Origin of the sequence: Streptomyces seoulensis (assembly GCF_022846655.1) — a bacterium.
Lineage (GTDB): Bacteria > Actinomycetota > Actinomycetes > Streptomycetales > Streptomycetaceae > Streptomyces.
The window spans coordinates 2,419,743-2,433,738 of sequence record NZ_AP025667.1 but is presented as its reverse complement, the minus strand read 5'-3'; the positions used below and the strand labels follow the sequence as shown (position 1 = coordinate 2,433,738).

Annotated in this window: 12 protein-coding genes; 9 read left to right on the top strand and 3 right to left on the bottom strand. The window is 71.5% G+C overall.

Translation table 11 applies throughout. The annotated features are described in order from the left end of the window. Nucleotides 1-123: 123 nt before the first annotated feature. Nucleotides 124-1,641 carry a glutamate--cysteine ligase gene (locus HEK131_RS11310; protein WP_244334664.1) on the bottom strand — a complete coding sequence of 506 codons (1,518 nt, stop codon included), beginning with the start codon at nt 1,639-1,641 and terminating at the stop codon, nt 124-126. A gap of 574 nt (nt 1,642-2,215) precedes the next feature. On the opposite strand from HEK131_RS11310, the gene HEK131_RS11305 reads away from it, so the two are divergent. The 5 genes from HEK131_RS11305 (at nt 2,216) to HEK131_RS11285 (ending at nt 6,884) form a co-directional block, all read left to right on the top strand. Next, the gene (locus HEK131_RS11305; RefSeq protein ID WP_217462516.1) at nt 2,216-2,800 is read left to right on the top strand and encodes a hypothetical protein; all 585 of its coding nucleotides are present in this window, start codon (nt 2,216-2,218) and stop codon (nt 2,798-2,800) included. A gap of 372 nt (nt 2,801-3,172) precedes the next feature. Next, nucleotides 3,173-3,379 (top strand): DUF5999 family protein, encoded by a 207-nt coding sequence (locus HEK131_RS11300; protein ID WP_161149892.1) that lies wholly within the window; start codon nt 3,173-3,175, stop codon nt 3,377-3,379. 194 nt (nt 3,380-3,573) lie between these two features. Beyond that, nucleotides 3,574-4,104: a universal stress protein gene (locus HEK131_RS11295; protein WP_244334662.1), complete on the top strand. Its 531-nt coding sequence runs from the start codon at nt 3,574-3,576 to the stop codon at nt 4,102-4,104. Nucleotides 4,105-4,456: 352 nt separating this feature from the next. Continuing rightward, nucleotides 4,457-6,409, top strand: a complete 1,953-nt coding sequence (locus tag HEK131_RS11290) for an APC family permease (RefSeq protein WP_217462518.1) — start codon at nt 4,457-4,459, stop codon at nt 6,407-6,409. Nucleotides 6,410-6,488: 79 nt separating this feature from the next. Further along, nucleotides 6,489-6,884: a TOBE domain-containing protein gene (locus HEK131_RS11285; RefSeq protein WP_217462519.1), complete on the top strand. Its 396-nt coding sequence runs from the start codon at nt 6,489-6,491 to the stop codon at nt 6,882-6,884. A 54-nt stretch (nt 6,885-6,938) separates the two neighbouring features. On the opposite strand, the gene HEK131_RS11280 is transcribed toward HEK131_RS11285, so the two are convergent. Then, nucleotides 6,939-7,406 carry a molybdopterin-dependent oxidoreductase gene (locus tag HEK131_RS11280; protein ID WP_244451988.1) on the bottom strand — a complete coding sequence of 156 codons (468 nt, stop codon included), beginning with the start codon at nt 7,404-7,406 and terminating at the stop codon, nt 6,939-6,941. A 229-nt stretch (nt 7,407-7,635) separates the two neighbouring features. On the opposite strand from HEK131_RS11280, the gene modA reads away from it, so the two are divergent. Genes modA through HEK131_RS11260 form a run of 4 tightly spaced genes read left to right on the top strand, consistent with a single transcriptional unit; the run spans nt 7,636 to nt 10,904 of the window. Beyond that, the gene (modA, locus tag HEK131_RS11275; RefSeq protein WP_244334660.1) at nt 7,636-8,457 is read left to right on the top strand and encodes a molybdate ABC transporter substrate-binding protein; all 822 of its coding nucleotides are present in this window, start codon (nt 7,636-7,638) and stop codon (nt 8,455-8,457) included. Then, nucleotides 8,454-9,311, top strand: a complete 858-nt coding sequence (gene modB, locus HEK131_RS11270; RefSeq protein ID WP_432215621.1) for a molybdate ABC transporter permease subunit — start codon at nt 8,454-8,456, stop codon at nt 9,309-9,311. The genes modA and modB overlap by 4 nt, the downstream gene beginning before the upstream one ends. Before the next feature lie 59 nt (nt 9,312-9,370). Beyond that, on the top strand, nt 9,371-10,456 hold the full coding sequence (locus HEK131_RS11265; protein WP_217462522.1) for an ABC transporter ATP-binding protein: 1,086 nt from the start codon (nt 9,371-9,373) through the stop codon (nt 10,454-10,456). A gap of 28 nt (nt 10,457-10,484) precedes the next feature. After that, nucleotides 10,485-10,904 carry a TOBE domain-containing protein gene (locus tag HEK131_RS11260; protein ID WP_244334658.1) on the top strand — a complete coding sequence of 140 codons (420 nt, stop codon included), beginning with the start codon at nt 10,485-10,487 and terminating at the stop codon, nt 10,902-10,904. Nucleotides 10,905-10,968: 64 nt separating this feature from the next. On the opposite strand, the gene gcvP is transcribed toward HEK131_RS11260, so the two are convergent. Then, entirely contained in the window at nt 10,969-13,854 is a 2,886-nt protein-coding gene (gene gcvP / locus HEK131_RS11255) for an aminomethyl-transferring glycine dehydrogenase (RefSeq protein ID WP_244334656.1), read from the bottom strand. Between the last annotated feature and the right edge of the window lie 142 nt (nt 13,855-13,996).

Below are 13,996 nucleotides of genomic sequence, written 5' to 3'. Positions count from 1 at the left end.
GCCTGTCGTCCCGCAAAGGATCGCAGAAGGACGCGGCCGGCCCGCGCACCGGGTCGGGCACGGCACGGCCGTACGCGGACGGGGCGTCCAAGTCCGCGTACGGCCGTGCCGGTGCGAGCGCCCTCAGCCCAGCGGCACCGGCTCCGGAATGCCCACCGGCCAGGTGTGCACCGGTTCCCCGGCGTGCATCAGCTCGGCGTACCGGCGCGTCGTCGCGGCCAGCGCCTCCTGCCGGCCGTGGCCCTTCTCCAGCGCGCGGTGGAAGGTGGCGGCCTGCCAGGACGCGCCGTTGACCCGCTTGCGGCAGCGTTCCTCGATGACGCCGAGGTAGAAGTCCCGGTCGGCGGGCTCGATCCCCCAGCCGTCGAGCCCCGCCGCGGCCAGCGGCAGCAGCTCGTCGCGGACCAGGGTGACGGCGTCGACCTCGGCCGTGCCGCCGTAGCGGCCGCGCCGGGGCCAGACGAAGCGGGAGTCGATGCCGTACCGGCAGGCCGCGTCGAAGTTGGCCTCGGCGGCCTCGAAGGGCAGCCGGGTCCACACCGGGCGGGACTCCTCGGCGAGCGAGCGCACCAGGCCGTAGTAGAAGGCGGCGTTGGCGATCACGTCGGTGATGGTGGGTCCGGCGGGCAGCACCCGGTTCTCCACCCGCAGATGGGGCACGCCGTCGGCGACGTCGTACACCGGGCGGTTCCAGCGGTACACCGTGCCGTTGTGCAGGACGAGTTCGGCCAGCCTGGGCACGCCTCCGGCGTCGAGGACCTCCAGGGGCTCCTCGTCGTCGCAGATGGGCAGCAGGGGCGGGAAGTAGCGCAGGTTCTCCTCGAACAGGTCGTGGGCGGAGGTGATCCAGCGCTCGCCGAACCACGTGCGCGGCCGCACGCCCTGTGCCTGGAGTTCGGGCGGGCGGGTGTCGGTGGCCTGCAGGAAGAGCGGCGGCCGGGACTCGCGCCACAGCTCATGTCCGAACAGGAAGGGCGAGTTGGCGCCGACCGCGATCTGCGCGGCCGAGGCCGCCTGCGCGGCGTTCCAGACATCGGCGAACCGGTCGGGCGTCACCTGGAGGTGCAACTGCACGGAGGTGCAGGCGGCCTCGGGCACGATGGAGCGGGAGGTGCACCGCAGATGCTCCACCCCCTCGATGTCGAGCCGGAAGTCCTCTCCGCGCGCGGCGACGATCTGGTCGTTGAGGAGGGCGTAGCGGTCCACCTCCGAGAGGTTGGACGAGACCAGGTCGTCCCGGCCGAGCGTGGGCAGGATGCCGGTCATCACGATTCCGGCGTCCACCTCGCCCGCCTTGCGGTCGGCGTAGGCGAGGGAGGTGCGCAGCTCCTCCGCGAGCCGGTCGAATACCCGGTCGCCCAGCCGGTGCGGGGCTATGTTGACCTCCAGATTGAACATGGCCAGTTCGGTCTGGAAATCGCGGCTGGCGATCCGCTCCAGTACCTGGCCGTTCAGCATTTTCGGCATACCGTCGGGGCCGGCGAGATTCAATTCGATCTCCAGCCCCATGAGGTTCTTGGGACGGTCGAACCGTTTCTCTGCCAGCAGTAGCTCCAGTCCCGCCAGGCACTTCTGGAGCTTTTCGCGGTAGCGCTGGCGATCGGACAGGTCGAACGGCCCTGCCACGACCTTCTCCCCCATGGAAGTGTCCCTCCTCGCATGGGCGGCCCGAGGGTCCGGCCGCCGGGGTCCCGGATCAGGTGGGATGATGCCCAGCGGAAGCGATCGATAACGCCGCATCCGGCCTCGCCGCCCATTATTCTGTCGGAAGTGTCCTGCGGCACATTCACGAGGCATGCCGCATCACGCATCTTCGGGTGCCCTGATCGCCTCGTGAAAAACGCCGATGACAATCGGCCGACCGCGGTGACGGCGTACGGCGAGGTCAGGACCGCCACGTGGTCAGGAAATCGGGATGTTCAGCGCGTATCCGCGACCGGATATCGCCTTGCCCGGACTATCGGAATCGGATAGCCGAAACAACGGGTGAACACGTGTCGTATAAACTTCGCGGACAGGGCCGAAGGATGGTGCCTCGGTACCGGTTTCTGACGCGTTTCCGCCGTGTTCCGGCCGTCCGGTGACGGCCGGCAGACCCCAGTCGCAGTCGCGTCCGCGCCGGGCCCCCGCCTCCCCGGTCCACCTGTGAGCTGACAGTGCCGTCCGCCCCACCCTCCTCGCGCCGCCGCGCCTGTCGAACGAGAGGCGACCCACCATGCCGCTGCACGTGCCCCCCGCGCCCGCGCCCGCACTGCACTCCGTCCTCACGGCCCTCGGTTCCCCCACCGCGGTCCGTGAGGCGCGCACCCCCGCCCTGCGTGCCGCACAGGGCCCCGTCACCCCTGAACTCCCGCTCGCCCTGCATGTGTTGGACCACATCACTCCCGAGGGCCTGTCCGCGACGCGGCTGACGGGCTGGCGCTTCGTCATCCGCTCCGGCGACCGCCCGGTCGCCGCGGCCGACACCGTGCTCACCCCGGACGGATGGGCCTTCTCGCACTTCTTCGAGGGCCCCTACATCCCGTCCACCGAGCGGGCGCTGCTGCAGGCCGAGGCCCTGCTCCAGCCCTATCAGCCGCGCCTGCTGTCCGTGCCCGGCCTGTACATGCTCACCCTGTGGCTGCACGGCGACCCCACGGCCGACCCGGCCGAGGGCCATCCCGCCGCCACCGACCTCCTGGTGCCGCTCGCGCCGGCACCACCGGGCATCCGGGCCCACCGGCCGCACAGAGTCTCGGAGTTGCTGCCCGTACTGACCCATCGTGCGACTCCCGCGCCCCTTCTCGGCTCACCTGCCTGACCGACGCCCGCGTACCCCGCTTCCCGGCGCGGAAGCGGGGTACGGCCTTTTCTCCGGGTACGCCTGATTCCTGCTCGGGGTGCGGGTATTTCCGTGGGCCACACATATTTCGCTCGTGCGAGTAATTGCCCGCTCCTACGAGCGGAAAGGACGCACTGCGCCGAGTGGACTAGCCCTTTCCGGTCACGCCGAACCACCCAAAGGGACAGTGGGGTTGGATTGAACCGTCCGCGCGGGTGATGCGTCATGAACGAGTAAGGAGCGGTGCTGCGAAATCCCTGCGGAACGACGCCCAGCGGGCAACACTGGATTCCGACCGATGTTTCACCACGGGGGACGGACATGACCACGACAAAGCGAGAGATCCCGCCCATGTGCCAGCATCAACCGACCTGCCCGCCAGCCGAGTCCGCCGACCGTGAGTCGGCCCGTCTCGTGGCGCACCACCCGGAACAGGGGTGGAGTCTGCTGTGCAACGGCGTTCTGCTCTTCGAGGACACCGGTGAGCTGCTGCCCGACGGCCGGGTCATCGCCCCGCACCGCCCGCTCGCCGCGACCCAGGTGATGACCGCCGCCTGAGCCGCACCCGGGGCGGCCCGCGAAGACCGCCCGACGACCCGGAGGGGCCGGACGCACACACGGTGCGCACCGGCCCCGACTCGCGTCCGGAGCGGTTACGCGCGGCGCCCGCCGTCGGCTGGTCGGATCGGCCGTACGGGAGTGGGATGGAAGGAGGATGCGCGAGCGGTCCGTCCCCCGAGGAGCGTGGAGTGATGTCCGGTTACGACGCCCTCTCGGCCACGCGGGTGGTCGTCGGTGTGAGCGGCTCCCTGGGCAGCGTCACGGTCCTGCGCCGTGCCACCGCGCTCGCCCGCCGCCTGGCCGCCGAACTCTGGCCGGTCCTGGCCTGGACGCCGCCCGGCGGAGATCCGGCCGGCCGGCGCTCCGCCGTCGCCGACCCGCTGGCCGAGGAGTGGCAGCGGATGGCGGAGCAGCGGCTGACCACCCTGCTCGACGACCTCTTCGGCGAGGAGGGCCCCGGCATCCCCCTGCACGCCGTGCTCGTACGCGGCACGCCGGGCCGCGCGCTGCTGGCGGTCGCGGACCGCGAGGACGACCTGCTGGTGGTCGGCACGGGCCGCCGCGGGCTGCGCCGGGCCTTCTCCGGCCGGGTCTCCCGGCACTGCCTCGCCCACGCGGCCTGCCCGGTGCTCGCGGTACCGCCCTCCCCGCTGGAGTCCGAACTGTCGGCCGTGCGCCGCCGTAACGCCTGGCACTGGCGCATGGACATCCGCGGCCTGTGACCCGCCCGGCCGTACGGGGTCCACCGGGCTGCGGAGCGTCCCCGCCGGGGGCAGCATGGACAGGGTGCACGCGACGCCCGAAGGATCTTGTACGAGATGACGCTCGGTGTCCGCCCCCGGAGCCCGCGGCGGCCCTCCCCCCGCGTCGCCCGCACACCTCGTCCTCCCCCGAAGCAGGCTCCGGGCCTTCACTTATCGGTGCGTCAGCAGCCCCCGTCGGCCCATTCTTAACGCAGGATTGACGCCCTCCCGGTCCGGAATCCATGGGTCAAGCGTCACTCTCCGCATACGCTGGTCCGGCTGTCCGCGCGATGACCGCAGGCAGCCGAGCCGCACCACCTGGAGCACGCCGATGGCCACGACCGAGCACCCTCCCAGTCGCCTGCGCGCCTGGATGCTTCAGGGGCTCTCCGACATGGGCAAGAGGGGCGGCCTGACCGGGCCGCACGCCGAGCCCGAGCCCCCGCACCGGGGCCAGCGCTGGTGGCGGGTGATGTGCCTGACGGGCGTCGACTACTTCTCCACCCTCGGCTACCAGCCGGGCATCGCGGCCCTGGCGGCCGGTCTGCTCTCCCCGCTGGCGACCATCGTGCTGATCGTCGTCACCCTGGCGGGCGCCCTCCCGGTGTACCGGCGGGTCGCCCAGGAGAGCCCGCACGGGCAGGGCTCCATCGCCATGCTGGAGCGGCTGCTGTCCTTCTGGAAGGGCAAGCTGTTCGTCCTGACCCTGCTGGGGTTCGCGGCCACCGACTTCCTGATCACCATCACCCTCTCCGCCGCCGACGCCTCCACCCACCTGGTGGAGAACCCGCATCTGACCAGCACGCTGCAAGGCCATCAGATGCTCATCACGCTGATCCTGGTGGCGCTGCTCGGCGCGGTGTTCCTCAAGGGCTTCCTGGAGGCCATGGGCGTCGCGGTGGCACTGGTCGGCGTCTATCTCGCGCTCAACGTCGTCGTGGTGATCAGCGGGCTGTGGCACGTGCTGACCGCCGAGCACGTCGTGACCGACTGGGCCAACGCCCTCACCATGGAGCACGGCAACGTCTTCGCGATGATCGGCGTGGCCCTGATCGTCTTCCCGAAGCTCGCCCTCGGCCTGTCCGGCTTCGAGACCGGCGTCGCCGTGATGCCCCACGTCCAGGGCGACGAGGGCGACACCGAGGAACACCCGGCGGGCCGCGTCCGGGACACCAAGAAGCTGCTCACCACCGCCGCCGTCATCATGAGCTGCTTCCTGATCACCACCAGCTTCATCACCACGCTGCTCATCCCGGAGAGCGAGTTCGAGCCCGGCGGCCAGGCCAACGGCCGCGCCCTCGCCTTCCTCGCGCACGAGTACCTGGGCAACGCCTTCGGCACGGTCTACGACGTCTCGACCATCGCCATCCTGTGGTTCGCCGGCGCCTCCGCCATGGCCGGCCTGCTCAACCTCATGCCCCGCTATCTCCCCCGGTACGGCATGGCCCCGCACTGGGCACGCGCGGTGCGCCCGATGGTCATCGTCTTCATCCTCATCGCCTTCCTCGTCACCTGGCTCTTCGACGCCAACGTGGACAAGCAGGGCGGCGCCTACGCCACCGGTGTGCTGGTGCTGATCAGCTCGGCCGCCATCGCGGTGACCATCGCCGCGCGCAAGGCCGGGCAGCGCGGCTGGACCATCGGATTCGGCGTCATCTCCGCGGTGTTCCTGTACACGACCGTCGCCAACGTCATCGAGCGCCCGGACGGCGTGAAGATCGGCGCCTGCTTCATCGCGGGCATCATGCTCGTCTCCCTGCTCTCCCGGCTGGCCCGCTCCTTCGAGCTGCGCGTGACCAGCGTGGCGATGGACCCGATGGCGGAACGATTCGTCAGGGACATGGCCAGCAGGAAGATCCGGTTCATCGCCAACGAGCCCGATAACCGGGACCGGGCCGAGTACCGCGACAAGATCGAGCAGATCCGCACCGACAACGACATGCCCGAGCAGGAGGACTTCGTCTTCGTCGAGGTCACGGTGGCCGACCCCTCGGAGTTCGAGACGTGTCTGACGGTGCGCGGCGAGGTCCTGCACAACCGCTACCGGGTGCTGACGGTGGAGTCCTCCTCCATCCCCAACGCCCTCGCCGCGCTGCTGCTGCACGTACGGGACCTGACCGGGCGTACCCCGCACATCTTCTTCGAGTGGACCGAGGGCAGCCCGTTCGCCAACTTCCTGCGGTTCTTCCTCTTCGGCCAGGGTGAGGTCGCCCCGGTCACGCGTGAGGTGCTGCGCGAGGCGGAGCCGGACCGGGCCCGCCGCCCGCGGGTGCACACCGGTTGACCCGTCCGGGCGCTCCCGTGTCCCACCGGGGGCCCGCCCCGGTCCACGGCCGCCGACCTCTCGTTTTATGGTGACCAGCATGCAGTCCTACACGATCGGCCAGGCAGCCCGGCTCCTCGGCGTGAGCCCCGACACCGCCCGCCGCTGGGCCGACGCCGGCCGGATGGCCACCCACCGCGACGAATCGGGACGGCGCCTCATCGCCGGCCGGGACCTCGCCGCGTTCTCCGTCGAGCTGGCCCAGACGGGCGGCACCGAGGAGGAGACCTCCTCCACCTCCGTGCGCAACGCGTTCCCCGGCATCGTCACCGCCATCAAGCTCGGTGACGTGGCCGCCCAGGTGGAGATCCAGGCGGGGCCGCACCGGCTGGTCTCGCTGCTCACCCGCGAGGCCGTCGACGAACTCGGCCTGGAGGTCGGCATGGAGGCCACCGCGCGGGTGAAGTCCACGAACGTGCACATCGACCGCGTCTGAGCGGCCCCGGACGCGGGCCTCCGTGCCGCCCGCGTCAGCCCGCATCAGCCCGCATCAGCCCGCCGCGAGCGTCGCCCGGTCCGCGAGGGCGGGCGTGACGGCGCCGAAGTGATAGCCCCCGTCGACCCGGATCGCGGTGATCCCGCTGATGTGCCGACCGCCGCAGCGGTCCTGCGGCAGCACGAGCTGGGGCCCGGCCGCGTCCAGCGGCGTCCCGTCGACGGCGACCGCGAGCAGTACGGGGGCGTCCGCGAAGTCGGGGTCGATCTCGGCCCAGCTCAGCACCGCCCGGTGCCCGTCGGTGCCGGTCACGGAAATCAGGAATCTCAGCCGGTCCTTGCGGCGCACCGGGTCGAAGCCGGGCCCCGCGTCGGTCAGCACGTGGTACAGACGCGGCCCGGAGAACCGGTGCCGCTGAACGCCGCTGGTGGCGCACTCGAAGCTGACGTCCGCCACGAACTGCGGCCATTTGTGCAGGTCAGGCACGGTAAGTCGAGCAGGCCGGGCCAGGTCGCCGGTCATGGCCAACTGAGCGAGCGTCACCGCGACCACCTCCCCTGGATAGCTACCCCCCGCGCACTCCCGGACAAACGCATATGCCAGCTCCGGATAACAACTTCGCAGCTCATGCAACGTGACAGATGACTTACGTCTGGCAAATGCGGCAGTATCATCGGCCCTGTGGCCGACCTCCGGCCCCTTTGGAAGGGCGCGACCGCTGTTCCGCCGAGACGAGGAGTAGACAACCGTGATGACCCGTTCCGCACGCCGGACCCGCCGGATGCTGCCGCTGGCCGGTGTGGGAGTCGCCGCCCTGCTGGCCCTCAGCGCCTGCTCCAACTCCGACGGGTCCACGCCCGCCAAGGCCGACACCTCCGGCTCCGCCTCCCCGAAGCTGTCCGGCACGGTCACCGTGTTCGCGGCCGCCTCCCTCAAGGAGAGCTTCACGACCCTGGGCGAGCAGTTCGAGCAGCAGCACCCCGGCACCAAGGTCGCCTTCAACTTCGGCGGCAGTGACACCCTCGCCGCCAGCATCACCAGCGGCGCCCCGGCGGACGTGTTCGCCGCCGCCAGCCCCAAGACCATGTCGATCGTCACCGGCAAGAAGGACACGGCGAGCGCCCCGTCGACCTTCGCGCGCAACCAGTTGGAGATCGCCACCCTGCCGGGCAACCCCGACAAGGTCTCCTCGCTGAAGGACCTCACCGACCCGAAGCTCAAGGTCGTCCTGTGCGACAAGACCGTGCCGTGCGGCGCGGCCGCGCAGAAGGTGCTGGACGCCAGTGGCGTCAAGGTCACCCCGGTCTCCTACGAGCAGGACGTCAAGGCCGCCCTGAACAAGGTGGAGCTGAAGGAGGCCGACGCCTCCCTGGTCTACAAGACCGATGTGAAGTCCGCGGGTGGCAAGGTGGAGGGCGTGGAGTTCCCCGATTCCAAGGACGCGATCAACGACTACCCGATCGCCCCGCTGAAGAACGCGCGCAACGCCGACGCCGCCGAGGCGTTCATCGCCCTGGTCAAGTCCCCCGAGGGCCAGAAGGTGCTGACCCAGGCCGGCTTCCTCAAGCCGTGACCGGGCTGAAGCAGCGCGACGCCGTGGCCGGCCCCGACGGGGGCGGGTCGCGGCGCCCGCGTGTCCGCGCCGCCCGCCGTGGTGTGCCGCTGCCGCTTCTGGTGCCGGGCCTGCTGGCCATGGCCTTCCTGCTGGTGCCCCTGCTCGCCCTGCTGGTCCGCGCCCCCTGGCGCAGCCTGCCGTCCCAGTTGTCCAGCACCGAGGTGTGGCAGGCGCTCCAGCTCTCCCTGATCAGCGCCACCGCCGCCACCGCCGTAGCCCTGGTGCTCGGCGTGCCGCTGGCCTGGCTGCTGGCCCGTACGGAGTTCCCCGGCCGGGGCCTGGTGCGGGCCCTGGTGACCCTGCCGCTGGTGCTGCCGCCGGTCGTCGGCGGTGTGGCGCTGCTGCTCGCCCTCGGCCGCAACGGCATCGTCGGCAAGTCGCTGGACGACTGGTTCGGGATCACCCTGCCGTTCACCACCGCCGGTGTGGTCGTGGCGGAGGCGTTCGTCGCCATGCCGTTCCTGGTCATCAGCGTCGAGGGCACCCTGCGGGCGGCCGACCCGCGCTACGAGGAGGCCGCCACCACGCTCGGCGCCTCCCGCTTCACCGCCTTCCGCCGGGTCACCCTGCCGCTCATCGCCCCCGGCATCGCGGCGGGCGCCGTGCTGGCCTGGGCCCGTGCGCTCGGTGAGTTCGGGGCCACGATCACCTTCGCGGGCAACTTCCCCGGCCGCACCCAGACCATGCCGCTGGCGGTCTACCTCGCCCTGCAGAACGACCCGGAAGCCGCCATCGCCCTCAGCCTGATCCTGCTGGCGGTGTCGATCGCGGTGCTGGCGTGCCTGCGGGACCGGTGGATGACGGGAGCCTGACGGTGCCACGAGGATGGAAGACAGCGACCACGCCGGCGCCGACGGAGGACGACCGCCCCATGACCGACATCGACGCGCCTCCCGCCCTGCTCAAGGCGGCGGGCGAACAGGGGCTGGACGCCCGCCTCGTGGTCGACCGGGGCGATTTCCGGCTGGACGTGGCCCTGCGCGCGGCTCCCGGTGACGTGGTCGCGCTGCTCGGCCCGAACGGCGCGGGCAAGACCACCGCGCTGCGCGCCCTCGCGGGCCTCGTCCCGCTCTCGGAGGGCCATCTGCGGCTGGACGGTACGGCGCTGGAGCGCACCCCGCCGGAGAACCGCCCGGTAGGCGTGGTCTTCCAGGACTACCTGCTCTTCCCGCACCTGTCCGCGCTGGACAACGTGGCCTTCGGCCCGCGCTGTCACGGCGTCGGCAAGACCGAGGCCCGCGCGCAGGCCGCCACCTGGCTGGAGCGCATGGGCCTTGCCGAGCACGCGGGAGCCAAGCCCCGCCGCCTGTCCGGCGGCCAGGCCCAGCGGGTCGCGTTGGCCAGGGCCCTGGCCACCCGGCCCCGGCTGCTGCTCCTGGACGAGCCGCTCGCGGCGCTGGACGCCCGTACCCGTCTGGAGGTCCGTTCCCGACTGCGGCGGCATCTGGCCGAGTTCGAGGCGGTCGCCGTGCTCGTCACGCACGATCCGCTGGACGCCATGGTGCTCGCGGACCGCCTGGTGGTGGTGGAGCACGGCCGCGTGGTCCAGGAGGGCGCCCCCACGGAGATCGCCCGCCATCCGCGCACGGACTACATCGCGCAGTTGGTCGGCCTCAACCTCTACCGGGGCGAGGCGGACGGGCACGCGGTACGGCTGGACTCCGGGCCGTCGATTACGACCACCGAGGAGCTGACCGGACCGGTGTTCGTCGCCTTCCCGCCGGTCGCGGTCACCCTGTTCCGGGACCGCCCGACCGGGGCCAGCGCCCGTAACCTGTGGCGCTGCGAGGTGGCCGGACTGGAGACCCACGGCGACCAGATCCGCGCGGACCTGACCGGGGAGATCCGGCTCGCCGCCGATCTCACCACGGCGGCGGCCGCCGAGCTGGACCTGCACACGGGCGCACCGGTCTGGGCGACCGTCAAGGCGACGCAGACGCACGCATACCCGGCATGAGGCCACCCAGCCACTACGGTGTGGCCCCATGAGCATGAGCATCCGCAACCAGCTTCCCGGCACCGTCACGGCGGTCCACCCCGGCGAGGTCATGGCGACCGTCAAGATCCGGCTGGACGGCGGTCAGCACCTGACCGCGGCGATCACCGAGGAGGCCACCAAGGAACTGCGGCTGGCCGAGGGCACCCCCGTGCACGCCCTGGTGAAGGCGACGGAGGTCTCCCTGGCCACCGAGCCCGTCGACCACATCTCGATCCGCAACCAGCTCGCGGGCACCATCAGTGAGATCACCATGGGCACGGCCATGGCCACGGTGAAGGTCGCGGTGCCGGGCGCCGAGGTGACGTCGGCCATCACCCACGAGTCGGCCGCTGACCTCAAGCTCTCGGAGGGCGATCAGGTGGTGGCGCTGATCAAGTCGACCGAGGTCTCGCTGGCCACGGCCTGAGCGGACACGAGGAAGGCCCCCCGCCCGGTTCGGGCAGGGGGCCTTCGTCCACTCACGAACGCGCTCAGTCCTCGTACGCGTCCAGCGGCGGGCAGGAGCACACCAGATTGCGGTCGCCGAACGCCTGGTCGATGCGGCGCACCGGCGGCCAGTACTTGCCGGCGGGCGAGACACCGGCCGGGAAGACGGCCTCCTCACGGCTGTACGCGTGCGTCCAGTCGCCGCCGAGGGCGGCCGCGGTGTGCGGTGCGCCGCGCAGCGGGTTGTCCTCGGCGGGCCAGGTGCCGGAGGCGACCTTGTCGATCTCCGCGCGGATGGCGATCATCGCGTCGCAGAACCGGTCCAGCTCCCCCAGGTCCTCGGACTCGGTCGGCTCGATCATCAGCGTGCCGGCCACCGGGAAGGACATGGTCGGCGCGTGGAAGCCGTAGTCGATCAGGCGCTTGGCCACGTCGTCCACGCTCACGCCGGTCGCCTTGGTCAGCGGGCGCAGGTCGATGATGCACTCGTGCGCGACGAGGTTGCCGGGGCCGGTGTAGAGCACCGGGAAGTGCGGCTCCAGGCGCTTGGCGACGTAGTTGGCGGAGAGCACGGCCACCTGGGTGGCGCGCTTGAGGCCCTCGCCGCCCATGAGGCGGACGTACGCCCAGGAGATCGGCAGGATGCCGGCGCTGCCCCAGGGGGCCGCCGAGATCGGGCCGACGCCGGTGGCCGGACCGGCCTCGGGCTGCATCGGGTGGTTGGGCAGGTACGGCGCCAGGTGGGCGCGGACCGCGACCGGGCCGACGCCGGGACCGCCGCCGCCGTGCGGGATGCAGAACGTCTTGTGCAGGTTCAGGTGGGAGACGTCGCCGCCGAAGTGGCCCGGCTTGGCGAGACCGACCAGGGCGTTGAGGTTGGCACCGTCCACGTAGACCTGGCCGCCCGCGTCGTGCACCTGGGCGCAGATGTCGGCGACGTGCTCCTCGAAGACACCGTGCGTCGAGGGGTAGGTGATCATCAGCACGGACAGCTCGTCACGGTGCTGCTCGATCTTGGCGCGCAGGTCCTCGACGTCGATCTCGCCGTCCCCGGCGGTCTTCACGACGACGACCTTCATCCCGGCCATCACCGCGCTCGCCGCGTTGGTGCCGTGCGCGGAGGACGGGATGAGGCAGACGGTGCGCTGAGCGTCGCCGTTGGCCCGGTGGTAGGCGCGTACGGCGAGCAGTCCGGCCAGCTCGCCCTGGGAACCGGCGTTGGGCTGGAGCGAGACCTTGTCGTACCCGGTGACCTCGGCGAGCCGGTCCTCCAGCTCGCGGATGAGGGTGAGGTAGCCCTCGGCCTGCTCGGCGGGGGCGAAGGGGTGCAGCGCGCCGAACTCGGGCCAGGTGACCGGCTCCATCTCGGTGGTCGCGTTCAGCTTCATGGTGCAGGAGCCGAGCGGGATCATGCCGCGGTCGAGGGCGTAGTCGCGGTCGGACAGCTTGCGCAGGTAGCGCAGCATGGCCGTCTCGGACCGGTGCTCGTGGAAGACGGGGTGGGTCAGGTAGTCGTCGGTGCGCAGCAGCGCCTCGGGGAGCGTGTCCTCGGCCGACCCGTCGAGCGCCGCGATGTCGCCCTCGACGCCGAAGGCGGCGAAGACGGCCTCGACCTGAGCCCGGTTGGTGGTCTCGTCGCAGGCCAGGGAGACGTGGTCGGCGTCGACCGGGCGCAGGTTGACCCCGCCCTCGCGGGCGGCGGCGACGACCTCGGCGGCCCTGCCGGGCACACGCGCGGTGAGGGTGTCGAAGTAGGCGCCGTGGACGATCTCGACCCCGCCGGCGCGCAGGCCCTCGGCGAGGATCGTGGCGTAGCGGTGGGCGCGGCGGGCGATCGTCCGCAGGCCGTCGGGGCCGTGGTAGACGGCGTACATGCCGGCCATCACGGCGAGCAGCACCTGGGCGGTGCAGATGTTGCTGGTGGCCTTCTCGCGGCGGATGTGCTGCTCGCGGGTCTGCAGCGCGAGACGGTACGCGCGGTTCCCGTCGACGTCGACGGACACGCCGACCAGGCGGCCGGGCAGGCTGCGGGCGAACTTCTCGTGCACGGCCATGTAGCCGGCGTGCGGCCCGCCGAAGCCCATGGGCACGCCGAAGCGCTGGGTGGTGCCGATGGCGATGTCCGCGCCCAGCTCGCCGGGCGAGGTGAGCAGGGTCAGCGCGAGCAGGTCGGCGGCGACGGTGACGAGGGCGCCCAGCTCGTGCGCCTGCTCGACGACCGGCTTCAGGTCGCGTACGGCACCGGAGGCGCCGGGGTACTGGAGCAGGACGCCGGTGATGTCGCGGGCGGCGACGTCGGCCGGGATGCCGTCGCTCAGATCGGCGACGACGACCTCGACACCGGCCGGTTCGGCGCGGGTCTGGATGACGGCGATGGTCTGCGGCAGGGTGTCCGCGTCGACCAGGAAGAGGCCCTTCTTGTTCTTGCCCATGCGCCGCGACAGCGCCATCGCCTCGGCGGCGGCGGTGCCCTCGTCCAGCAGGGAGGCTCCGGAGGTGGGCAGCCCGGTGAGGTCGGCGACCATCGTCTGGAAGTTCAGCAGGGCCTCGAGACGGCCCTGGGAGATCTCCGGCTGGTACGGCGTGTAGGCCGTGTACCAGGCGGGGTTCTCCATGACGTTGCGCAGGATGACCGGCGGGGTGAAGGTGCCGTAGTAGCCCAGGCCGATCATGGAGCCGAGTACCTGGTTGTGGTCCGCGAGACCGCGCAGCTCGGCGATCACCTCGGCCTCGGTGCGGGCGCCCGGCAGGTCGAGCGCGTCGGCGTTCTTGATCACATCCGGGACCGCGGCGGCGGTCAGCTCGTCGAGGGAGCCGTAGCCGACCTGCGCGAGCATCTTGGCCCGCGCCTCCTGGTCGGGCCCGATGTGGCGCTGCTCGAAGGGGATGCCCGCTTCGAGGTCGGCGAGCGGAATGCGAGGGGCGGTCATGTGCGGAGGCCTCCTGGTCTGACGCGACCTGCGAGGGGCACCACGGCTCGGGTGCCCACCGGCCTCCCCCTCTGTCATCTCTTACCTGAGAGCTTCACCGGGGGCCAGCGGACCCCGGCTTGCACCGTCGGTGAGAGCGGGA